26 protein-coding genes are annotated in these 21,541 nt (G+C 38.0%); all 26 read right to left on the bottom strand.

The window, feature by feature from the left end:
- Positions 1 to 7: 7 nt before the first annotated feature.
- The 26 genes from HMPREF0556_RS13520 to HMPREF0556_RS12670 all read right to left on the bottom strand — a co-directional run bounded on the left by HMPREF0556_RS13520 (position 8) and on the right by HMPREF0556_RS12670 (position 21,523).
- Positions 8 to 856 (bottom strand): hypothetical protein, encoded by an 849-nt coding sequence (locus HMPREF0556_RS13520; RefSeq protein WP_003759315.1) that lies wholly within the window; start codon positions 854 to 856, stop codon positions 8 to 10.
- 63 nt (positions 857 to 919) lie between these two features.
- Positions 920 to 2,365, bottom strand: coding sequence for an LPD29 domain-containing protein (locus tag HMPREF0556_RS12790; RefSeq protein ID WP_139028135.1), 1,446 nt, complete (start codon positions 2,363 to 2,365; stop codon positions 920 to 922).
- 32 nt (positions 2,366 to 2,397) lie between these two features.
- The gene (locus tag HMPREF0556_RS12785) at positions 2,398 to 2,964 is read right to left on the bottom strand and encodes a restriction endonuclease (RefSeq protein WP_003759310.1); all 567 of its coding nucleotides are present in this window, start codon (positions 2,962 to 2,964) and stop codon (positions 2,398 to 2,400) included.
- On the bottom strand, positions 2,961 to 3,179 hold the full coding sequence (locus tag HMPREF0556_RS12780; protein WP_003759308.1) for a hypothetical protein: 219 nt from the start codon (positions 3,177 to 3,179) through the stop codon (positions 2,961 to 2,963). The genes HMPREF0556_RS12785 and HMPREF0556_RS12780 overlap by 4 nt, the downstream gene beginning before the upstream one ends.
- A 5-nt stretch (positions 3,180 to 3,184) precedes the next feature.
- Complete coding sequence (locus HMPREF0556_RS12775; protein ID WP_003725255.1) at positions 3,185 to 3,616, bottom strand: hypothetical protein; 432 nt, start codon at positions 3,614 to 3,616, stop codon at positions 3,185 to 3,187.
- The gene (gene mobP2, locus HMPREF0556_RS12770) at positions 3,609 to 4,772 is read right to left on the bottom strand and encodes a MobP2 family relaxase (RefSeq protein WP_003759306.1); all 1,164 of its coding nucleotides are present in this window, start codon (positions 4,770 to 4,772) and stop codon (positions 3,609 to 3,611) included. The genes HMPREF0556_RS12775 and mobP2 overlap by 8 nt, the downstream gene beginning before the upstream one ends.
- Positions 4,765 to 5,052 (bottom strand): hypothetical protein, encoded by a 288-nt coding sequence (locus HMPREF0556_RS12765; protein ID WP_003725253.1) that lies wholly within the window; start codon positions 5,050 to 5,052, stop codon positions 4,765 to 4,767. Before HMPREF0556_RS12765 ends, mobP2 begins: the two co-directional genes overlap by 8 nt.
- Before the next feature lie 361 nt (positions 5,053 to 5,413).
- Positions 5,414 to 6,334 carry a hypothetical protein gene (locus HMPREF0556_RS12760; RefSeq protein ID WP_003759303.1) on the bottom strand — a complete coding sequence of 307 codons (921 nt, stop codon included), beginning with the start codon at positions 6,332 to 6,334 and terminating at the stop codon, positions 5,414 to 5,416.
- 17 nt (positions 6,335 to 6,351) lie between these two features.
- Positions 6,352 to 7,437 (bottom strand): bifunctional lytic transglycosylase/C40 family peptidase, encoded by a 1,086-nt coding sequence (locus tag HMPREF0556_RS12755; protein WP_013315196.1) that lies wholly within the window; start codon positions 7,435 to 7,437, stop codon positions 6,352 to 6,354.
- Positions 7,430 to 8,095, bottom strand: coding sequence for a hypothetical protein (locus HMPREF0556_RS12750; RefSeq protein WP_003759299.1), 666 nt, complete (start codon positions 8,093 to 8,095; stop codon positions 7,430 to 7,432). Before HMPREF0556_RS12750 ends, HMPREF0556_RS12755 begins: the two co-directional genes overlap by 8 nt.
- Positions 8,096 to 8,125: 30 nt before the next feature.
- Complete coding sequence (locus HMPREF0556_RS12745) at positions 8,126 to 10,060, bottom strand: VirB4 family type IV secretion system protein (RefSeq protein WP_003759298.1); 1,935 nt, start codon at positions 10,058 to 10,060, stop codon at positions 8,126 to 8,128.
- Positions 10,061 to 10,072: 12 nt separating this feature from the next.
- On the bottom strand, positions 10,073 to 10,888 hold the full coding sequence (locus HMPREF0556_RS12740; protein WP_003750065.1) for a hypothetical protein: 816 nt from the start codon (positions 10,886 to 10,888) through the stop codon (positions 10,073 to 10,075).
- On the bottom strand, positions 10,869 to 11,222 hold the full coding sequence (locus HMPREF0556_RS12735) for a DUF5592 family protein (protein WP_003725248.1): 354 nt from the start codon (positions 11,220 to 11,222) through the stop codon (positions 10,869 to 10,871). Before HMPREF0556_RS12735 ends, HMPREF0556_RS12740 begins: the two co-directional genes overlap by 20 nt.
- A gap of 2 nt (positions 11,223 to 11,224) precedes the next feature.
- The gene (locus HMPREF0556_RS12730) at positions 11,225 to 13,456 is read right to left on the bottom strand and encodes a pLS20_p028 family conjugation system transmembrane protein (protein ID WP_003759296.1); all 2,232 of its coding nucleotides are present in this window, start codon (positions 13,454 to 13,456) and stop codon (positions 11,225 to 11,227) included.
- Positions 13,457 to 13,459: 3 nt separating this feature from the next.
- Entirely contained in the window at positions 13,460 to 16,009 is a 2,550-nt protein-coding gene (locus HMPREF0556_RS12725) for a type IV secretory system conjugative DNA transfer family protein (RefSeq protein ID WP_003759293.1), read from the bottom strand.
- Positions 16,010 to 16,027: 18 nt separating this feature from the next.
- On the bottom strand, positions 16,028 to 16,510 hold the full coding sequence (locus tag HMPREF0556_RS12720; protein ID WP_003759291.1) for a hypothetical protein: 483 nt from the start codon (positions 16,508 to 16,510) through the stop codon (positions 16,028 to 16,030).
- 53 nt (positions 16,511 to 16,563) lie between these two features.
- Positions 16,564 to 16,854 (bottom strand): hypothetical protein, encoded by a 291-nt coding sequence (locus tag HMPREF0556_RS12715; protein ID WP_003725244.1) that lies wholly within the window; start codon positions 16,852 to 16,854, stop codon positions 16,564 to 16,566.
- A 109-nt stretch (positions 16,855 to 16,963) separates the two neighbouring features.
- Positions 16,964 to 17,143, bottom strand: coding sequence for a hypothetical protein (locus HMPREF0556_RS12710; protein WP_003759289.1), 180 nt, complete (start codon positions 17,141 to 17,143; stop codon positions 16,964 to 16,966).
- Between the two features lie 24 nt (positions 17,144 to 17,167).
- Positions 17,168 to 17,911: a hypothetical protein gene (locus HMPREF0556_RS12705; protein WP_223196546.1), complete on the bottom strand. Its 744-nt coding sequence runs from the start codon at positions 17,909 to 17,911 to the stop codon at positions 17,168 to 17,170.
- A 107-nt stretch (positions 17,912 to 18,018) separates the two neighbouring features.
- Complete coding sequence (locus HMPREF0556_RS12700) at positions 18,019 to 18,198, bottom strand: hypothetical protein (protein ID WP_003725240.1); 180 nt, start codon at positions 18,196 to 18,198, stop codon at positions 18,019 to 18,021.
- A 31-nt stretch (positions 18,199 to 18,229) separates the two neighbouring features.
- A complete protein-coding gene (locus HMPREF0556_RS12695; protein WP_003759288.1) occupies positions 18,230 to 18,856 on the bottom strand; it encodes a hypothetical protein in 627 nt (208 codons plus the stop codon).
- Between the two features lie 12 nt (positions 18,857 to 18,868).
- Positions 18,869 to 19,087 (bottom strand): hypothetical protein, encoded by a 219-nt coding sequence (locus HMPREF0556_RS12690; protein WP_003759285.1) that lies wholly within the window; start codon positions 19,085 to 19,087, stop codon positions 18,869 to 18,871.
- Between the two features lie 86 nt (positions 19,088 to 19,173).
- The gene (locus HMPREF0556_RS13470) at positions 19,174 to 19,344 is read right to left on the bottom strand and encodes a hypothetical protein (RefSeq protein ID WP_023559425.1); all 171 of its coding nucleotides are present in this window, start codon (positions 19,342 to 19,344) and stop codon (positions 19,174 to 19,176) included.
- A gap of 193 nt (positions 19,345 to 19,537) precedes the next feature.
- On the bottom strand, positions 19,538 to 19,900 hold the full coding sequence (locus tag HMPREF0556_RS12680; protein WP_003759282.1) for a hypothetical protein: 363 nt from the start codon (positions 19,898 to 19,900) through the stop codon (positions 19,538 to 19,540).
- A gap of 31 nt (positions 19,901 to 19,931) precedes the next feature.
- Positions 19,932 to 20,720: a hypothetical protein gene (locus HMPREF0556_RS12675; RefSeq protein WP_003759280.1), complete on the bottom strand. Its 789-nt coding sequence runs from the start codon at positions 20,718 to 20,720 to the stop codon at positions 19,932 to 19,934.
- Entirely contained in the window at positions 20,720 to 21,523 is an 804-nt protein-coding gene (locus HMPREF0556_RS12670; RefSeq protein ID WP_003725235.1) for a hypothetical protein, read from the bottom strand. The genes HMPREF0556_RS12675 and HMPREF0556_RS12670 overlap by 1 nt, the downstream gene beginning before the upstream one ends.
- Positions 21,524 to 21,541: the final 18 nt, after the last annotated feature.

Here is a 21,541-nt window from a genome sequence, read left to right as displayed (position 1 = left end):
ATTTATTTTATCGTTTGATTGATGTCGTATTTTTTTTAGAAAGATTGTTTGCACTCTTTAGCGCTGGACTTTCCTGAACTCTCTTTTCATGAAGATTTTGATACAACTGATGAATGTGTTTTCTTTCAGCATTATTAAAACGAAAATCGGTCTGAAGATCATTTAGGCCTTTCAATTGAATCTCATGCAAATCAGCTGGTTTTTGTCCTTTCTCAAATTTTTCCATCTCTACATTTTTTTGTACATCTGTTACATTTAAAAGAGAACCTTGAACCTGTTTAGTCACTGCCTCTTTATATTGTTTAGCATATTCTTCTTGGCTAAGATCATTCTCTTCCTTGTTTTCTCTAACATTCTCCAATCGGTTTGGCAGAACATCTGCCACTGAAAAAGATACGTTCCCATCCGAAAGCTTTTTTATTTTCTCTTCCGGCACACCATACGACCTCAATTTTTCGTCATTAAGTATAATTCCTTCACTGAAGTAATCTAAATCAAAATCATTGTTACTTAATACTTGAATTTGTTTATCTGTAAGGATTTGATTTTCCGCCTTCAGTACCATTCTAGTTTCAGGAACCACCATTGCTACCCCAATTCCGGCAGAAGCAACTTTTAATACCTCACTCTTTTTCATATGCCCAAGTTCTTCCATCTCAACATGTTCGAAATAACTAGCTATTACATAATGATCTTCCCCTCGCATGCCTTCATAGGTTGAACTTGTCATTTGACCATTCGGCCATAAGTGCATTGCTTTTTCAATGTCTTCGGTAAAATATTCACCCGTCTCTTCCACAAATTGATTTAGCGCCTCTTGATTAAATAATGGATAATTTCGTTCGTCATGTTTCATAATGAGCCCACTCCTTTTAAATTAGAAATAAAAAAAGGTCATCTTTTTTGATGACCTCTCTCTTTATCGAGATAAAGAAAAGGGATTCCCCTTTTTATGATGGATTTTTTTCCGTTCTGTACGTACTTGCGTTTGACTTTCTTTTTGTTCGGTCAAAGCTTTTTGAACACGTGAGATTGCTTTTTTCATACTTTCTGAAAGCTCTGGCTCCTCTTTTAAATCGTTCAGCGCGTCCATTTTCAATTCATAAACTTTGTTGAATCCCATCTTTTCTTCATAGGCTTTTAAACGTTTATCAATCGATTCTTTATCCTCATCTGTCAGTTGTGTTTTTGGAGAGTGACTTGGCTGCAAGAAATTACTGATGGTTGTGGTCTGTTGCAATTCATAGAGCACAGAAGCCTTGTAATCTTCTTTAAAACGTTCTTCATCGGATATTTTTTCGATTTCATTTCCTTCTGTATGTTTTTGTTCCTTTGATCGCACTCGGTCCACAATGTTATTTTCTTTTCTTTTCGAAACGTCAATAGCAGCAAGTTCTTCATTAGATAATTTACCAGCCAGCAGCGTCCGAATTTGTTCTTCCGGATCTTTATACAAATTGGCATTGAACCCTGGCATTTCTTTCTTACTACCATTAGAAAATTTAACTGTATAGCCATTCTTTAAGTTCGCTAGATCTGCTTGTGTATCTGTAAAATCAATTGCCTTGTCTTCCACTTCAATAACGTAACTAACCTTTTCACCTTCCCCAGCTTCTTGTTTTGCTGAAGTCTGCGTATCTTCTATCGTTATTTCTTTTAAAGGATCAAAAGCTTCTCTTGTTTTTTCCTGCTCTTTTGCTTGGCCGACCATTTCATGCTTCATTGCTTCAGCTTCTTGTTGGGTGGGTGGTATCTCGATCACAGGAAGAACTTCTTTAGCATCAAGACCTGCAGTCGCTTCATTATGAGAGAGTAAATAATATCCTTCTGCTACTTTTTCAATGGCTGCTTTCGCTAATTGCCGGTTAGAAGTATCTAATCCAATTCGATCGGCAAATTGAAGCATTCTTTCTTTTGTGAGATCACTTAGCGTTCCGCTCAAAGTAATATATCCTGCTCCTTGAATACGTTGGCCATTCTCTTCATAGCCATGCACAATATCTGTTTCAAGTTCTTTATCATAAGTAGCTGATTGATAGCCCTTTGTAATCTCCTCCACCGTTTTTTTCGCTGGATAATCGACCCACTTTACATCAATATCTCCTAAGCGATTTACTTGAACGGAAAAATGTTTCTTAGGTAAATCAGGAAAAGCACTTTGAAGCGCACCCTTCACTTTTTTTGCTGTTATCGATGGATCTTCTTTGATAAAGGCTTGCTCTGCTTGCTTTTCTGCAAGTGTTCCTGTTTCTGTTAGAACATCGTCCTCTATATGTCCTAATGTATCTCCTTGTAACCCCTCGACTTCTGGTGGGATTTCCATTCCCTTGAAAAAGTCATCTACATAAGTTTGTTCACCGCTCATTGCCATTCACTCCTTTATTTATAATTAATTGGTTATCTCTTTTTTCTTCCTACATAGCTTTCACCCCCTTTAAATTCATTTCGATCTAAAACTTGCCGCGCTGATTCATCTGGATGAAGTTTTAAAATCATTTGGCATAAACCAATTCGATCAATGAGTGTCACACCACATTTAAAAGCTAACTTTTTAGCACTTGGACTATATACATTATTCGTGATCACCCACGCTTCTTTGGCATCATAAAATGCTCTTGCAGCAAATATCTGTTGGACAGCAGCGATGCCTACTTTTTCTTTACGACGATATCGTTTGCATTGGATCACGATTCTATCTTTACCTTCCAGAACCACATCCGCACCAAAGTCCCCGGATGATTTTGTTACTTTTGATCGATAGCCAAGTTTGGCTAATAGTAGCCCTACAAAGTGTTCAAACTGGAGTCCATTCATCCGATCGACATCACGTATACCACTTTTTAAAAATTTTCTTTTCCAGCGTGCTTTTCTTATTTGTCTTATTACTGGTCGCGTGCAAAGAACAGTAATGACAAGCAATAAAAAAAGGAACGCATTATCGCGAACCCAATCCAAAATAATCATTCTATTGCCTCCACTTCAATCGATACTAGGTGCTTTGTTTTCAAATCAATCAGAACCATTCGGTTGTCTTGATTCGTTCGTTCCATGAGTGTTTCTATTGTTTGATCGTTTACTTCTATCAAAAGAGGAATACCTTGATAAGCAACATGCAGCGTCCCTTTTGAGATCCCTTCTATAACTGCAAAATCAAAGTGATCTGGAAATAATTTTATCAACAAGATCAGCCCCTTTCTTTTTTCTGCTTATCTAATTTCATTTGTTGCGCACGTTTGATATCTGCTTGTACTTTTCGTGTTGCTTCTTCGAGTCCCACGGAGATTAAGTCGTCCGTTGTAATAATCGTTTGATCACTTTGTTTCATCAAAAAGCCATTAGCAATTTCTACTAAAATACGTGTATTTTTATCCGTTGAATTGATACCTAACCGTATACTATTAAAGAGAGCACCGAAGGCTTCTTGAACAGTCTTATTAATCTCCTGTCCCACGTAAGCAATCGACGCTTTTTCTTGTTTGAGTGATTGATATTCTGCAATGATCTTGTCCATGATTTTTCCATCACTTAATTGCGTTTTCTCTTTTTCTTCTAATAAATATTGATGTGATTGCTCGTTCAAATGGCAATTGTGCCGATATGTTTTCAAATTATCCATCTATCTTCTCCCTTTCCATTTGTTCTTGCATCCGCTGATAAACCATTTGATTTTTCCAGGATTGATAATCTTGCTTGGTATATTTATTTATTTTCTTTAATGCAAAATCAATGGCTCTACCATGATTGATTTGATAACCTGTTGAACCTGGATGGAAGCCTTTCTTCTCAATAGCAAGTAACCGTTTATCATACGCTCGCATTTCTTTTAAGAAGCTATTACCCAGACGCTCGTACAATTCATCGATCTTATTTTTTTTGTAATCTTTATACAACCCTCGATCATACTTACCTTCCCCGTATGCGCGTCGGTATGCCTCCATATTTTTATCCAAGATCTCGTGGATCGTTTCTACGCTACTTCCTTCATGCTTCGCCAAGTACATGTCCATTAATTGATGTAAGTCAGGCCGCAATGCATTTAATGTATTGTAATTATAAGACCATTGTCTGCGATCACTCGGCAGCTGCTGAAAGACTTTTATAAATTGCTTTTTCAGTTCTTTATCATGCAAAGTTGGCCGCTGTTTTTGACCACCAACGATTTGATTACGTATCAGTTCCGTAATCAGTTTTTGATCTTCCGTTAAGTTCAAAATATCATTGACGACTTTACTTCTCGCGAGCTTCCATGTCCCTTGCTCCCACTTACCTCTTGTCCTTGTCGGTTCTGGTTCTACAACAGCAATATGGACGTGAGGGTGCTTCGTATTCAAGTGGATAGCCGCAGACCATATTGCCGATTCACCCAGACCCTCTCGCTTCAAAACTGCCTGCATCATGTTCCTTGTAATCTCTCTTATTTTAATCTGATCGATCTCTTTTGTTTCCCGGTTATACAGTCCTTGTTCTTCTAAAAAATACGGATCAAAGCTGATAACATCTTGCCACATGATGCTGCCTTTTTCTTGTGCCGATTCAAAAGACTTTTTTAAATCTTTTTTCTTCTCATCACTCAAGTTATCGTGGTCTGCTGTAAAGAGTGCAGATGTTTTTGCTGGATTCCCCATATACTCATTAAACAAAGAAAATTTATCAGCATGCTGATTCCTTGTTGCCTCATTACGATCGATATAATCAATATATTCTTGAAATGTTTTGGAATTTGATAAGGCAAATTTATACATGATATTGACCCCTGACTTCACCTTATGCATTCTCTATTTCCTCCTCAAAGTTCATCAGCGTATCTAATACTATTCGAACTTGTTGATTGCTATCAGTATTCGCTTTTAATGAAACCAATACTTCCCGGACTAAGGCTTCATACTTCCGATTCATTTCACTTTCAAATTGATGATTGGCATACCGTTCGATCAGCGAAACGATTACCTCATTCCTGGATACTTTCCTCTTTTCACGCTGCCCTTTTCGATTGGCTTCCTCTTCTAAAAATGCAACATCTTTTGGATTTAATCCACGGACAACAAGATCCATGTACCCTCCTCCTTCTTTCATCATAAAGCCTTTAACATGCACGTTATTATTGTTACTAAGCTGCTCTATTTTGCTATGCCAAATAAACAGCATCTCCCCTGACCCCTGCAAACCCAAGCAGGAAGTTCAAAAAACTCTCTTTTTACTGCAAGAGCATAAGGAGAAACCGATATCACTTACGTGATATACCCGGCAGTGCCGGGTGTTTCGATGATATCAGCGTAAATAGGTTTTTGCACTACACAGTGCAAGTCGGTGCAATTTTTGCACTTATAAAAACACGAGCGCAAAGCGCTTTGTAGAGAAAAATATTATCTGATATTTCAGTTTATACAAACTTTGCACCAATTTTGCACCACGCTTATTTCACATCAGATTGATGTTTTGTAATCAACTCATCTAATTTTGCCGCTTTCTCTTCAATCAATTTTTGTTGTTTGAAATACTCCTTCTCTTGTTGACTGGAGTCCACTATCTCTCCTTGCTTTTGCTTGATTAAATCGCGTGTATCTTGTTGATCAAGTAGTGTTTGACTTGGTAACTCCTCTTTCAAAATATGGATTTCTTTTGTCAGCTGTATCCGACGATCCTTTTCATTTTGAATATACTTTTTCAATTCTTCTAGCAACTTTAGTTGATATGCTTTATTCGTTTTTGCAACCAGTACTTGGTAGCCAATATCGCTTTGAATTTGCAAATTATTATCCTTGTGGATCGTTCGATAATCGGCATATAAAGACAAGCGGTTGTCTTCTTCGTCGCTGGTCGTATCACTTGCTACATTATCTTCTTCGTCCGAAGGATCTGTAATAAAATCTGCCGAAGGAAGAAAAATTTGCTTGTTGCTAAGGGTTAAATTCACTGCCTCCCACTTCGTTGGGATGTGAGAAATAACCACGACAATATTGCGTGCATCTTGATACACTAGCTTCGCTTTCAAAGTCGATTTAACACCTTGCTCCACTTGCGTTTTCTCTCTCGCCTCATACTTTAAATTTGGTGCAATCGTTTCAGATTCTTCACTAATCGTAAGCCTTACTTCCATAAAATTCTGTTTGGGATTGTACTTCCAACTTTCGATCTTATAGTCTGTATCCCCCAACGGTTCAAAGGTATTAAGGGAGGTCGCAAGCACCGGAGAATCATCCGGTAAGATGAGCTTAGAAACTAAGAAGAACACCAGTAATCCAAGTAAAATAAAAGTCCCACTATATAGTAGGACTGTGTTATTACGCTCTAAAAAAACGGTTTGTCGGTTTTTTCTTTTCCCTGCCACCAACATCTTCTCCTATCTGTTTTTTATTTGATAATTATCCGGCGCACGGTTCCATGAAAGACGCCTTTCCAATAACTATTATCTAAGCTATCGATCGAAACACCATGGCTGGAATTATCATTTAAGAACTTTCCGTTTCCTAAGTAGATTCCGACATGGCCATTACGTTTATAGGTATCAAAAAAGAGAAGATCTCCTCTCTCCATCTTCATCACAGAAACAGCTTTTCCTTTTATTACAAGGGTATCTGTCGTAGTGGAAGCAATTGGTCCTAAGTCCACGTCAGCTCCAGAAAAAGCCCACCTAACGAAAGAGGAACAGTCAAAACTTCGTGCATCTATATCTGCTTGTGTTCGGCCTCCTCCCCAATTATAGGGGCTTTTGTTGAGGATCGTCATTCCAGTCTGAATAGCCCTTTCGATGATTTTATTCCCACCGACTACCGTGTCCCCTCCGCTTAACAAGGCATCTTTATTTTTTGTATATTTATCAAACCAATCTAACACTGCGTTGACATACTGATCAGAGTGGTTATAGGCAAAAACCGCTTGTTGGTAATTCCCATTCGCTGCACCATTTGCTGCTAAATAATTGGCTGCAGCAAACACGGAATCGGTTAAATTCCATGGATCTGCTTTCCCGTCCCCATCACCATCTACACCATAACCACCATACTTGGCAATCATCTTGGGGCTACTTATTATCGCGTCTGGAATCGATGCGTTCCCTAGTCGACTACCTCCTGGATAATTCCATCCTAACCACGTAAGGGGCATGAACTGCATTGGTCCAATCGCTCCTGCAGAAGAAACATTTAAGTCTACACTGAAGTTCGTTTCTACTTTATGATGAGCAGCTAAAAGCGTCCACGGCACGCCATATTTTTTTTCAGCAGCTTGATAGATTTCAATATAGTCTTTTGGTATTTCTTCTGCTCCAACGTCAGACATTTCTGCGCCGGTAGTTGCATTCTTTTTTGCTTGATCATCTGCTACTAACACACCAATAATAATGCTTATTGCTACCACTCCAAAGAGGATTAATCCTGGAACAGAGAAAACCAAACCCCACAGTGTACGTTTCAACCATATCCGGGCAAGATTACTCATTGTCCGGTTCCATTCCGATGGAGTAGGAAGTGATCACTATCTTCCCTTTCCATTTTTCTAATTGAATCATTCCTGCTTGCTTAACATCATCCGTAGCCTTATGAGATTGATTATAAAAAGTAATTCGGTAGTTCACTTGATATGTCCAGCTGTCGCCTTCATGGTCTGTTTCTTTTGCAGTGACCTCCGATATTTTTCCAATGTAGTGGAAAGGCGGAAACTCATTAAGATTACCACCATTTTCGTCATTAGCTGCAGTCATGTCCCCCCCATTTTGATATTGTTTATAGACAACATCTTGCAAAATAGGTTTTAATTTTTCTAGCTTGTATACCTTATCTTCCTGAACAGATCTCTTCGTTCCATCATAAGGAACTATCGTACGAATAAACTGTAAAGCAATCTTCTCTGGCTGTATCACTTCTTCTTTTTTTTCCGATGTTTCTGTATGCTTGTTCGGTTCTTTTTTCGTAGTCGTTGCTTGAAGATCATGATGAACCTGTTCTTCTGTTTTTTTATCTTCTTGTCGTTGTTCTTGCTTCGCAGAAGAAGTTACTTTGGGTGCTGGCTTATCTGTATGGAACCATAAAAAAAGCGCATAGACAATAAGTCCCAGCGCCACTAAAACAAATCCTATTCCACCTAATTTTTTCCCCATATTACAAAAGCCTCCTTTATTTTATATGCTTTATGCACCAACACCGCCACCGTATATAGCACGTTGTTTCGCTGTCGTATGGACGCTAAATCGGATGTTTTTAACGGTTGAAAGGGATAAGATCATTTCCCCTTGTTCGAGCTGAGGAATCGCTTGTAGTTCACTTTCTGAGAATGTATTTTTAAAGACATTACGAACAACATCCATACTATTTGGATCTTGCTGCATGATCATTTTGTATTCTGCCATTTCAAGCAAACTGATAATGTCACGAACGACTTCACTACTTTGGTCTGCACCGTTTGATGGAACAAGATCCGTGATATTTTGTGTGAACAACCAAAGTCCAGCAAAGTATTTACGACCTTCACGAGAAAATTTCTTCAATTGTTTAATCGCATCCGGATAACGAGTGTTTAGAATATGATGGGCTTCATCAAAAACAGTAAAGTAAAAATGGACATCCTCTAAATCGATCTCATTGCGTCGATACATTTCCAATTGTGGTCCACCGATATGGAACATTCCACGCCAGTTTAAATATAAAATGTTAAATAATTGAGCAGGGAAAATTTCCATATCCACCACATTCTGCATATTGAAAACAACGAATGGAATATCCTCAATTTTTTGGATCGTACTATGGGAATTGAACATATTCCCGTAGTTGCTAATTAAGTCATTGATCGTTGTCTCAATGTTTTCTAAATAGTTCTGTTTAGATAATGAAATATCTTCATTCATATGTCCATTCAACCCATTTTTGTAAAGAACTTGACGAACATGTTCTCGTAAATCTGAAAGAATAGGATAATCCGTACTAGGACGATTTACCATATTGATTTCTTCTAGATCTGTTGGAAGATAGAGTCCATATGCTTTATAAAGATCAGTTGCAACTTCCGAAAAAGTAGATAGTTCATTTTCACTCGCATTTTGGTTAATTTGTTTATAAAACTGTTTTAATTTTGTTGTATGCAGTGACCAACATACACTATTCGTTTCGCCTGTTCGCATGATTTCTAAAATGTTCAATACGCCGGAAGAACCATCCATGGAAATCACGGTTCCCCCTCGCTGGATTGCTTGCTCCGTATATTCTCCGGTTACATCCAACGCCCGGATATAGTCCCCTTTCATCAATCGTTCATCGGTTAACTTTTTGATCGTAGTAGACTTACCAGCACCCTTTTTCCCAACACCCACAATATCGAAGGACTTTCTAAATTTATCGACGTGGGTCACATCCCAAAATATAGGGCCACCCGTTCGAGATTCTCCCCAATATATAGCACGTGGGTCCCGTAAAGAAACCCCCGTGAAAGGAACACCAAGCGCTAATGCAGATGCTTGAATAGGCTGTCCATATCGTTTATTGGGATAGCTTTCTTGTTCACTAAAACTAACGAACTTACTTAAATATTCATATTCTGTTTCATTAGAAAAAACATCCGCTTGAAAACCTTCTGTTTCAATGGATGTCTGAACATCTCTGATTCTTTGTTCTAAATCTTGGATGGTAGGAGATGTGATAAAGAGTCGTAAAATGATCCGTTTCATGACTTCTTTATTCTTGCTGACCAGTTCATAAAGATCTTTAATCTCGTTGTATTCAAGGGATGCATCTACTCGGCCACGTTCTTTCTTTTCTGTATAAGCACGGTTTAAATATTCTTCAATACTGTTCCCAATGGAGTCCTTCGCCTCTTCTTTATCGATGTGTTTAACATCTTTTGTTACAACAATATCATCAAGCCCCATAATTCCTTCTAGCCAAAACAAATTGGCTTCGGAAGGATAAACAGTCACATGGTAGATGGCCTCATAGGAACTTCCTTTTTGAACCACTTTTTCAAGTCGAAAAGTGATGCCCCCTTGTGGTTGTATCGCAGCTATAAAAGGAGCATAGAAGCCTTGTTTATCAATTTCTTCTTCTTTGGTTAGCGTCTTTTGAAAGAGTCCCAATTTTATCTCCTCCTAATTAATGAGTATTTTTTTCTCAATATTATTTAACTTGTTTAGTACTGCGATAATTTTTTCATCAGACATTTCTATTAATCCAGGCAAGTGCCCTGCAAGTTGATAGGCAGTCCGCACATTTTTTTCCAGTTCAATAATCGATGAGCCGTATAGAACCATAAAAAACTCTTTGACTGTTTTTGTCTGTTCAATAGCTCGACACTGATCTATCTCTTCATCTAATAACTGGATCATCAATGGATCTTCCGTTTGTTCTTGCTTTGCGATCAGATGTGTTACTTGCGTTTTAGTAATTACCGGATATCGCATACCAATAATTTTAATATCCCCGGAATAAACCCGATAAAAATTAGTTTGCGCCTGGAGATATAACCATAAGTCATCATTATTTTTCACAAAATGATCATCGGTATTAATTTGAACAATCGTCGAATAGGTATCTACTTGGCCTCTCATTTTAAGCCGATGATTATCCTCTAGTTCGACGTAAGGAATAGCGTCCGCTGTCGTTCGTTTTACGGTAATAGGTCGAACTTTAATCCGTCGTTCTTTGGGCTTCCGTTGCTTTTTAGCAACCCTTTTTGTTTTTTCTGGTTTCCTTACTTGCTGATCAGGTTCTTTATTTTTTGAGGGTAATACCTCGCGCCCTATGTTTAAAACAGTGACGTCTACACTATCCGACTTATCAGAAAAAGCCCCTGTCTTAGACAAGGGCTTTTTCGTTTTCTCGATCGTCGTGTTTTTTTCGCGTACACGTTGATGGACGGCTGATTTTATCTTTTTTTGGAAATGTTCATCCTTCAAAGTGGCCATTTTCTTCCTCCTCAAATAACATGGCATCGCCAATATTCATATCCACTGCACGATATCTTGCTCGGTTTCTCGTTAAAGCTAAATAAACAGCACTATAAATCCGTAAGTCGGGATTACTTTTCGGTCGAATAAGCAACGTAATCGCAATGACTGCCATCAACCCATAAAAATAATACATAACAGAACTATGGACAAAATTCATGAAAATCATGGTTATTGGAATTAACCCTATCATCGTAAAAAAGTCTTTTAAATAGATATTCTTTTTTAGTTTGATTTCTGACTTGATTTCTTTTGGAATCGTGATACTAAGTTCTCTTGGATTGTCATCCATGCTTATTTACCTCCTCTCGGTGGGATCGTATTTTTCTTCGATGCACGTTTGATAGCAGAATTCCTACTAATTTCAAACGATTTCTTCGAAGCCCGTACCGTTCTAGTATTGGCAATAGGTCTTACGATTTTGTCCTTCACCACATCTTTTGCGAACTCCCCAACCGTACGATTTTCTGTTGGTCTTGCAGGGGTTACTTGATCCGCTACTGCTTGATCGACCGCTTGACTCACATTCTCCACTTGTTGCGTGGTTGGTTCTGGAGAACTTGTATCATTCTGCGAGTCTTGATAGCCAGCTGGTGGCTCGTTGCCTGTCACTCCTCCTCCACTAATTGCATCACCAGATGAGGCAGAAGGTGTCATCATGCTCGTATCACTACTAGATACAGGAGAAGCGACGTTCCCTGGTGATGTAGAAGTTGTTTTTCCTTGTGTCTGATTGGACGAAGCAACCTTCGATCCGTTACTTGCTTTTGATGGAGAAATACTTTCCGCAGCTTTTGATTTATCAGCGGACAGCGATGCTGTAGTAGTTTTTGGATTGGCTTGAAGTTTATTAGCATCGGTATTCCCTTTATCTTTTTCATCAGCTTGATTCGTTGGTGCTTTTGAATTGTTTTTATTATGCTGTTCCTTCTGATTTTCAGGCGCAGTTTGATTAGCCCCCATGTTTCCGTTTTGTTGGAGAGGGTTATCCTCTTTGGGTTCTGGAGTATTCATAGAATCATTAGTCCCAGGAGATCCAGTTTCTGGACTTTGTGCTTTTATCGTATTAGCGTTAGCTTGTTTGGTAAGTGGGTTTGCTTCTTTACTATCCTTGCTCGGCACACTACCACCGGTTCCATCACCACTGGTCTCTCCTGGCTTTTCTTTTCCAGCAGTCACTGTGGAATTATAAGGAGAAGATTTTTTATCTGTCTTATCTCCACCACTTTCTTTTCCTTTGTTACTGAAATAGCCTGCTAGATTCCCGGCAACACCCCCACCTGTTGCACCAACCGCCGCACCTGCAAAGTCCATCGTTTTCCCTGCGCGACGAGCAAAGTTACCAGTCATATTTTTAATACCTTCGCCAATGTTCTTAGCAGCTTGCGTGCCAGCAAACAATCCTGCTGCCGTTTTCCATCCGGATTTAAGTCCAGCATCGGCACCGACAATTTTTTCAATCACATTTGGTCCGTCCATGACAGCCAGTGCACCAACTAATGCAGCAATACATTGAAGAATAATATTATTGGTAGTATGATTAGCAAATTCCACCCACCAAAAATACATTTTATAATTGATAAACATCACTGGCACAATGGCCAGAGAAGTCAGTATGTCATTGATCACGACTTTTATTTTTTGCCAACTAGGGAAATTTAATACTGCAACAAAATTAAAAATTACTCGGTTCATAGCAAAGTCATAGGAAACACGCAACAGTTTATACGTAATAAAACATAATACAAGCGATCCGACTAAGAGTTGCCATAAAACAGGTCCATAGTTTACTTTAAACCGATAATAAGCACTTGGAAGGATTTTAGACATTAAGCCTGTATTTAAATCTTCTAACTTTGCTTCCCCTTCAGCATCAGCAGAGAGCTTTGTTTCCAACACACGTTGTGTTTTCTCCGTAAGTTCTTTCCCTTTTTTTGGTTCGAAATCTTCATCGATCGTGCTGTCCATTGATAAATTGCGCAACGTAGCTGAAGAGTAGTTTACTATGCCATTCGACTTTTTCTTCCAGCCTTTTGCATCTAAAAGAGCTAGGTCATAGGTGTTTTTTCGTATGATACTATCTGCCGTACTTGTATCATTCGCCTTCGTGCCTTGTTTCTTAATGACAGTCACTGCTTCTTTTGTAAATTCAACCCCTTTATTCATTCCATGTGGAAGGGCAATGATCATGAAAATAGCCAGGACCATGTTAATGAGAATAAGCGACCGATCAAATTTACGTTGAAATATCAGTAGATAGCCTACATACATAAAAGAAATGGCTAGTAGAACCACTAACAACGGCTTGAAGTCTTGAATAAATTGCTTGACTGGAGCCGATTTAAAGAAACCAAAAAAGGATAACACGTTATCTGTGATGCCCTCCAATTGATCCATAATCCATGCGAGTCCGTTTACAAATGACCAGCCCATATTATGCATCATATCTACACCAATATTGGAGGGATGCAGAAGTTCATGAAACTTCTGATGGAGCTTTATAACAGTTTCATCTTTTACTGCCATAAATTAACTTGCCTCCTCTCTTTTGCTTGCTTCAATTCCTTGCTCGATCCACGCAAGAATCAAACTGTATACTTTATCACTTAGGAATTGTTGTTGCTTTAATAACTTCCAGTTATCTAAAAAACCTTCCATCGTGGAAGGATTTAATAAATGTTGATTCTGCTCTATATCTAGGTTGGGTTCTTTTTCTAATAAAGTTTGTATTTGCTTGCGCTGCGCTTCACTGAAGAACGTTGTTGGAGATTGATTTTCCCAAGATGATTGGAAGAAACTATCCGGAAAATAAGGTCTATTGGCATGCATTTGCTTCGCATATGGAATATAGTCTGTTGGTGTGATAGCTTCTAAATCTACTTTCCCAACCTCCTCTGGAAGTCCAATCGTTTGCAAAGACTTGCCTTTTATAGATATCCAGTTTTTCAGTCTTTTATAAGATGGCAAAATTCGGTTTTTTCCATGAATGAAAATCGGTCTAGGTGTAATATCCTTCCCTTTGTTATCTTCACGTTTCATCGTTCGGTAAATAACCATCTCTCCTTTTCTAAGTAATGCAAGTTCCTCTGGGCGCATAAGCGGCCGATCGTCCACGCTCTCACTTTTATGTTTATCCAAACTGAAGGTTTGGCCAGAACGACTTTTCGATTCATATTCATAGGTGCCGAGTTCTTCACTGATGCTTTTATTCGTTTTGCCTAAGCTAGACTTCAAATAAACCGTGTTCCCACAAGCACCGCGTATGGTTTCCGCATCTTGCGCACCATACACTTTCTCAAGTTGAATAATTTCTTGAAGTCCTAATGTGAAGATCATATTTGCGCCTAGTCCCATCGTCATCATAGTATCTAAATCTTCAATGCGAATTAAGTTACCAGCTTCATCGAGCATAAAGTAAATTTTTCGTTTACATTTACGTCCTGGTGTTTTGTTTGCGCGATTGATATTAGCTTGATACACTTGTTTGATTGCAATAGATGCTAACATGTTATTTGATTTGTCTGATTCAGGAATCAGTAAGAATAACGCAACAGGTCTATCCCCAAAACCAATGTTTTCAAAATCCAAACTATTTTTTGAAGTAACACGGCCATTGGCACCAAGTGAAAATTGAGATAATTTTTCAACAGTGGTACTGAAGACGTCTCCTTTGGAATCAGATGATCCAAATTCACTTTGCGCAAACTGGTTACCAGCTGGATGATGATCATCGAATTGTTCAAAGTAATACTCTAAAGCTTGTTTTTCATCCGGAATTTTTTCTCCATTAACAGTCCTCACGATTTCCACTTTACTCGAACTTGTTCCTAGTTTCCGAATTAACATATAGACACCATAAAGCGTGATCGTCTCAATGTGTGTCTCAAATACCGGAACATTAAAGGTCTCCACTTCCCCTGTTTCGCGATCTACAAACTGGAAGGTAAAGGTTTGCTCCTTTTGAAGTTTCTCCTCTAGCGGAATATGCTTCGTTTCTGATAGAAGAAAATCAATTTGTTGGTGCGTACCATTCGGATATGTCAACAGCACCCTATCTCCTTTATCGCCCCGAATAACGATTTCTTTGGACAGATCCGTAAGCGGCTCTATTTTTCCATCAGCAATATTAATATTACGTGTCACGTTTATTGCTTTGTCACAAATTGCTAAGACTAACGCTGAAAATAGATGTTGCGCAGAGTTTGTAAAGTATTTGTTTTTGGTGTCTCCTTCTTCACTATATAAGATTTTTGCTATGGTGGCACATTCTTTTTGTGCCTCATCATACTCGCCTGCAATGTACGCATCAATGACTTTTTGCAAGGGATTATAAAACATAGATAATTTAAGATCAATTAGGTTTAAAGCATGCACGTCATATCCTCTTGCCTCTAATAAGGCCTTGAACGCAACTATGATTTCTCCCTTTAAATCGGATGTAACAAAACTAGGCCGATCTTTTAAAAGCAGCGCACGTGACAAATTATCAATGTAGTAAGAAAAAAAGTAAACGAATTTACCAGATCTAGTCGTTCCCAAAAGCATTGTATTCGTATTACTGTTATCTACTAATAGACGGTAAGTGAGCCATAGTATCGTTAGCTGCTTTCCAAATATCGTAACCGTTCTCTTTGTCCAATAGGCAAACCTGGCGATTGGCATTCCTCCTTCTCCCGGAAACTTTGTTCCGGCTTCAGGAACCATAATATATTGCTTTTTTAATTCCTTCATGGCTTCAAAAGCACCGCCAGATTTGAGTCCTTTTAGTAAAGTCCCTAAATTGGAACGTATCCTATAGCCAACATTCAAACTAATACAGATGGCAATAAAATAGATCACCTTGTAATATCCAGGATGATCCGCGTAAGCATATTGGAAAAAGTAATCACTACTAATAGTAAAAGTCGGTGCTGAATTTGTATTGGATAATTCTAAAGGACCGCTTTGATTCCATTGTTCAAAGATGTGAATCCCAAAATTGCCGATTCCTATCAAAAACAAAAAGAATAGGATGCTAAATGGTAAAATGAAATACCAGCTGCCAATAAAGGATCTAAACTTTCCTGCTGTCTTAGGCATCCATTTTCCTCCTTTCTTCTAAGCACCGATGAATTTCATAACTACAAAGCTAAGGGAAGCAGTAAAAATCATCGGGATAATAAATTCATGAAGTGGAAAAACACTATTTGCGATCGACAAACATGGAAAAACTTTTTGTTGTTTCCAGGTTGTCAAAATATTACCGACATGCTGGAGAAATAAAACTTTTTCTCCATCTACTATGTCGCTTTTCAATAAGCCCTCTTCTTGAAGCAAGAAAACTCGAATCATTGGAAAGGCATCTTCAATTTGATCGATACGTTCCTCCGAGAACCATTTTTCCTTAAATGCACGTATATCACTCTCTTCAGCTGCAATGATTTTCCCGTTTTCAAAGGTGTATTTTTGTTTCAGCTCTTCATAATCAAATAAGATGGAATGAAATAAAATACTTGTTTCCCTTTTTTGTTGATAACGTTGAAAGCATCTACTGAAGAGATTTCTTTTCTCTATGGTCGTTTCTTTTTTTTCTATAATCATAGGTACCTCCTCAAAAATAAAAAAGAGAGAGGATATCCCCTCTCTTCTCTTTATTAGAATTTGACGTTAGTATTAACGCCGTTTGCGAGTTGGTAGCAACCCATAACAATGACAAGTCCAGCTGCAGCACCTAGAAAAATAGGAATGCAGGAACGTCGCCCATTCGTTCCACCAAGCATTAATAAGTAACCACCCCAGCATAACGCGATGGCCGCGCCCACTAACGCTCCTTTTTGAAGCCATTTGATGACTCCTTGACCGGTTCGGATCAATCCGTTCATTCCGTCCGCTGCTCCTACCGCAAGATGGATTTTTGCCATAGTGGCAAGATAAAGTTGATTCATGTTCCTTCCTCCTTCAAAGTTGGTTCCGTTTTTCGCTGATACAAAATTTTATGAATAGCTGGGGAAACGACCAAACCCAATAAAAAAACCATGTAGCTTCACTACATGGTCAGTTGGTAACGTTTATTTGGTTTTCTAAGGATTTTACTCCTTTCATAAGGATATCTGCATTTTGGGCAATGTAGTCACTATGCTGCTGGTTTAACCATTCATCATAGTCAACTCCATTAACGCCCATAATCGTTTGTGCTAGTTTTTTATTTCGATCTCTTTCTACTTTTGTTGACATTTTCTCAACTTCCTTCCCAACTATTTATAATTTTGTTGCTTCCATAGGATGGATTATTTTAGAGACAATCGGATGACTTTTCGTAACAATTCTGATCTCTTTAAGCATATCCATTTCGACAGCTTGATTGATCTTAATTTTCCGAGTAACAATTAGTTGCTCGTTTCCTTTTTGTTGCTGTATATCACTGGTATCCTTTTGGATTCTTTTGTAATTACTTTTGAGACATTTATAGCGAACCGTAAATATCTCATCGCTTATAATGTAGCGTTCCCATTCATGATTGATTGGTAATATAGAATCTTTAATTTGTTCTTCAGTGGGATTAAAGTCTGTTAAATAAACATTCTCTTTAGGCCAATTTTTTATAATGTCCTTCATGATTTTCCGCTTCAGATACCACTCCGTAAATTTCACGATGCCGACTAGAAAAATGGATATTCCAAGAAGTATCAAAGCATGTTTTCTTCCTTGATTGTTGAGATAAGGATTAAATAACCAAGCACTTAAACCAAATGAATTAATAAAGAGATTTCCAATAGTTAAAATCCCCCACCATTTTTTTTCACTAGGAATCCGCATCATCACGAATGAGAGAAGAAAAATAAAGGCAACGAAATAAAGTAGCATCCAGCAAACTGTATAACCATCAGCCATTCCTTTTAAGTATTTGGTGCTTACCTCATTTCCAGATAAACCTTTTTCTATCCAAGTGGTCCAACTTTGCATGCCAATAAATCCTACTCCTACTATAAAGATCGCAGTCATTGCTTCAACAAGCCTACGTACCAAAACACTTATGGTAAGTGTCCATGTGTACCGTGTCGTCTTTTCATCTAGTTTTAACCGTCGGATCATCTTACTGATAGGTATGATCATGCAATCAAAAACCCATGAAGCATAAGATAAAGAACATCAACCACAACTCCAGCTGCAAAAGAGACAATGACTATTTTCTTGAAACTTTCTTGAAGATCTCTTTTCCATAAACTAACAAGCGTTAGCACCACAAAAGCTAATACAATAGCAATAACTGCATAAATAACATAATTCATTTTTTATCCTCCTTATAATTTGAGATATTGTTTATCCATCTATCTTTTTCCAAACATGTACGAGCCATTCAGGTTGACTTTGATAAATGAGATAAATACAAACAACCGTACCAATGACAACAGCCCACGGAAAAACCGAACGGATGACAGATAAAGATTGCGTAGTTGTTTGTCTCCGTTTAACGTCTTTTAGTAACATTTGCTGCTTTCGTTCACTCTTTTTTATGGCTCTCTCCTGTTGCCGAATCAGTTTCCTGGAAGCAGCACGATCTTCTTCGAGTTGATATTGCATTTCTTTTTGAACATTTTGGATGACCGCAGTCAGCGCTTGTGCCATTTTTTCTTGATGATTTTCTTCTTTTGGCGCCGATGGCTGTTCATTATGACTGCGTTTTTCCTTCTTGTTTTTCTGATATTGCCAGTAACGTTGAAGTAGTTTCCAAATCCATTTCCAAGTGGCCACCCAAGCATTTTTAAATTTATCCCAAAAGCTTGGCGCCTCAACAGAAGTTTCTTCCACATCCTCATTGCCTTCATATACTTGGTTTGTATATTTAGCTGTCATAAGAAACCACTCATCAAAACTATCACCGCTAGCTGCAAGGTTCTCTTTTAGTTTTTTGATTTCTTCTTCTTCCTCTAACGCTGGATTTCCCACAGATCTCCCTCCTTATCTAAGTTCGACTTTGGTATAATGCTTCATTCCATATATCATATGGATCTGATAGGTTGTATAAGTACCTGTTTGCTTACAGGTAATCTCGATTTTGGTTCCAACTGTTATTTTTTCCGAATACGGTAAATGAACGATTTTCGTTTTGCTTATTTTTGACCATTCATTGCTATTTACCGTTAAACAAACACTATTTTTTTCTATCTTTGTGCGCATGCCCCTGCTCCTCTATCTAGGTTAGTTTACTGATAAATCCCAACACATAATCCTATATGCTGGGATCTCTTGCTATAAACTTATGCTTATCTACCAAATGGACCAGTGATCGCACCTGCCGTTAGCTTGCTTCTAACAGCAGAAATGACGTCCGTAACTAACTCTGGAAAAGCCGTTTTGACAATAAGCAAAATAGCTCCTACGACAACAACAGTAACAACGGTCCACAATAAACGATCAGTATTTGAATCTAACATATACATTCTCCATTCTATTTTTGGTTTATAGTTTTTTTCTTTAAAACTTAGGAATTCGTTCCATAAACATTTGGTGCATATCTGCCAATATATCTGGGTAGGTTGCATGAACCAACTGAATGATAATCCCAAATACAATGACTCCCAGAACAGCAAATAATAAACGGGTTGTGTTTTGATCTAGCATGATTGGTCACCTCACCATGGAAATTGCCGCACCTTTAATCGCAATATTTTGGACAGGTAGCGTGATAAACAACAACTTAATTTTGCCGTTTACCGTATAGGATACTTCTTTTCCATATTCCATCTTGTCGGTACCAGAATTACTTTTAACGGTAAATTGATTATCAAAGTGATCTTTACTGTAGTTTTTGATTTTCGTTTGTGCTTCCGTTGTGAGTCCTCCATGTCGCTCTATTTGATAATTAACCATCTGTTTAAAGTCCTGCGCTTGATTCAGATTAATGAAAAAGATACTGACAGAAGCAATACTTAAAATCATAAAAATACTAATAAAAATCTTTGATAGTTCCATCGTTGTTCCTTCTAACAAGAAATCACCACCTTTTCAAATCTATTTCTTCTTATAAATGAATGGCCTGCATGCCATGAAGAAGCATCGCAATGGTATAGCCAATAACGATGAAAAAAATCGATGCTAACGTTAGCGAAGGATAGATCCCGAATCGCTTCGTTTTAAATCGAATAATCTCATCGACCCCTCCCATCAATTGCTCATTGGAAAGTTCGCCTAACTCCTTAATAATCGTTGGATCATTTGATTTTTGCTGATACGCAAAAAGTGTTCGCAACATTAAAAGAGCCTCTTCAGTACCAGAGGCTCTTTTCGCAAAGTTTATAAATGGTTCGATACTATTTGGTTGCTGGTTCAAGGCGATCAAGAAGCGTTCTATTTCATCTTTGATATACTTACTATCCTCATCTAGTCGATGAAGCATTTTATTCATGGCGAGATAAAGAGAGGTTTTCTTTTCTAACAAAATTGGAATGAGTAAGCGAATAAATTTAAGAAATTCAATTTGCTTTTCGAACTTCCAATACTTGTATGTTTTAACCACTTTTGTGTAGTCCATTCTGTAAAAAAGACATGCTAGGACAAAAAAAGCGAGTAATAACCATTTGTTTATAAAAATGGCCCCAAGAACACCGATCAGAAGGAGTAAAATCCCTTTGAAAACTCTCTTTCGCTGCAAGTTAATTAAATAGTGGATCTGTTCTTCCTTTGTCTCAAAAGGTGGTATTTGTTCCATTTCTATAAGCATGGTGAACAGATTTTTTTCAGCAATTCTTACCCAGAAACTAGAACCATATGGGCGTTCTTCCTGAAGTAGTGCTTCTTTTTGTTTTCCCATCACACCCTCACCTCCATTACTTTATCGTCTTGCATGAGAAGGTTATGACGATGAATCGCTATTCCAATGGCAAACATGTACACCGTAGAAAAAACAATCCCTATCAACGTATGTGCATACTGGTCAATAAATTGCTGCCATCCAAGACCAACAATAATAGCACCAATTAAAATAGCTCCACCTTGAATCATGCCCATAAGTTTTCGATGTAAATGCAATTTTTCTGCAAAAAAACCATCTTGCATTTTCTTTAATGTATTATGGTAAGATTTTAGATTTTTGAGTGTATCTACATTGGTACGACCTTCTATCATAGTGGTCGTTAATTGGTTGACATACATTTGAAAAATCTTATCTTCTTGATAAGCGTCTTCAAACTCCTTAAATGCACGGAGAATCTGACTATCATTTGCTCCTGAAAGCTGCAGACGCAATTTTAAGAGATCCTCCTTAAACTTTCCGTTTGCCCCATCCGTGACTTGCGCCAATGCACTCAAAACGGTTTCTTCTTCATTGGTTAATATTTGCGTAATATGGTTGATCATATTATGTCTTTCAATAAAACTTTTCTCGACATACACCCGTTTGATTTGTCCCGGTAATAACACGCGATAGGCATAAAAGGCTGCTATTCCAGCATAGATCAAACTGATCCACCAATTAAAGTAAACGATGTACGCAAATAGAAATGTGAAAATAAAAGGTTTACTCATGATAGTGATAATATCTTGTCGAACAATCGGCTTGTCGTAAGCAGTCTTATAAGCGTTTAACTCATCAATCGTATAGGTTTTCCGTTTCATGGACGCTCAAGCCTCCTT

The organism is Listeria grayi DSM 20601, from assembly GCF_000148995.1.
GTDB lineage: Bacteria > Bacillota > Bacilli > Lactobacillales > Listeriaceae > Listeria > Listeria grayi.
This window is presented reverse-complemented; position numbering and strand designations above follow the sequence as displayed.

Coding starts and splice junctions, on each gene's coding strand:
- HMPREF0556_RS12700 (WP_003725240.1), bottom strand. CDS start 18,198: ATGAATTATGTTATTTATGCAGTTATTGCTATTGTATTAGCTTTTGTG.
- HMPREF0556_RS12775 (WP_003725255.1), bottom strand. CDS start 3,616: ATGGATAATTTGAAAACATATCGGCACAATTGCCATTTGAACGAGCAA.
- HMPREF0556_RS12720 (WP_003759291.1), bottom strand. CDS start 16,510: ATGATTATAGAAAAAAAAGAAACGACCATAGAGAAAAGAAATCTCTTC.
- HMPREF0556_RS12725 (WP_003759293.1), bottom strand. CDS start 16,009: ATGCCTAAGACAGCAGGAAAGTTTAGATCCTTTATTGGCAGCTGGTAT.
- HMPREF0556_RS12755 (WP_013315196.1), bottom strand. CDS start 7,437: ATGAGTAATCTTGCCCGGATATGGTTGAAACGTACACTGTGGGGTTTG.
- HMPREF0556_RS12760 (WP_003759303.1), bottom strand. CDS start 6,334: ATGTTGGTGGCAGGGAAAAGAAAAAACCGACAAACCGTTTTTTTAGAG.
- HMPREF0556_RS13470 (WP_023559425.1), bottom strand. CDS start 19,344: ATGTTAGATTCAAATACTGATCGTTTATTGTGGACCGTTGTTACTGTT.
- HMPREF0556_RS12785 (WP_003759310.1), bottom strand. CDS start 2,964: ATGATTATTTTGGATTGGGTTCGCGATAATGCGTTCCTTTTTTTATTG.
- HMPREF0556_RS12710 (WP_003759289.1), bottom strand. CDS start 17,143: ATGTCAACAAAAGTAGAAAGAGATCGAAATAAAAAACTAGCACAAACG.
- HMPREF0556_RS12670 (WP_003725235.1), bottom strand. CDS start 21,523: ATGAAACGGAAAACCTATACGATTGATGAGTTAAACGCTTATAAGACT.
- HMPREF0556_RS12675 (WP_003759280.1), bottom strand. CDS start 20,720: ATGGGAAAACAAAAAGAAGCACTACTTCAGGAAGAACGCCCATATGGT.
- HMPREF0556_RS12715 (WP_003725244.1), bottom strand. CDS start 16,854: ATGAATCAACTTTATCTTGCCACTATGGCAAAAATCCATCTTGCGGTA.
- HMPREF0556_RS12730 (WP_003759296.1), bottom strand. CDS start 13,456: ATGGCAGTAAAAGATGAAACTGTTATAAAGCTCCATCAGAAGTTTCAT.
- mobP2 (WP_003759306.1), bottom strand. CDS start 4,772: ATGCATAAGGTGAAGTCAGGGGTCAATATCATGTATAAATTTGCCTTA.
- HMPREF0556_RS12690 (WP_003759285.1), bottom strand. CDS start 19,087: ATGCGCACAAAGATAGAAAAAAATAGTGTTTGTTTAACGGTAAATAGC.
- HMPREF0556_RS12750 (WP_003759299.1), bottom strand. CDS start 8,095: ATGGGGAAAAAATTAGGTGGAATAGGATTTGTTTTAGTGGCGCTGGGA.
- HMPREF0556_RS12705 (WP_223196546.1), bottom strand. CDS start 17,911: ATGACTGCGATCTTTATAGTAGGAGTAGGATTTATTGGCATGCAAAGT.
- HMPREF0556_RS12740 (WP_003750065.1), bottom strand. CDS start 10,888: ATGGCCACTTTGAAGGATGAACATTTCCAAAAAAAGATAAAATCAGCC.
- HMPREF0556_RS13520 (WP_003759315.1), bottom strand. CDS start 856: ATGAAACATGACGAACGAAATTATCCATTATTTAATCAAGAGGCGCTA.
- HMPREF0556_RS12735 (WP_003725248.1), bottom strand. CDS start 11,222: ATGGATGACAATCCAAGAGAACTTAGTATCACGATTCCAAAAGAAATC.
- HMPREF0556_RS12790 (WP_139028135.1), bottom strand. CDS start 2,365: ATGAGCGGTGAACAAACTTATGTAGATGACTTTTTCAAGGGAATGGAA.
- HMPREF0556_RS12765 (WP_003725253.1), bottom strand. CDS start 5,052: ATGGATCTTGTTGTCCGTGGATTAAATCCAAAAGATGTTGCATTTTTA.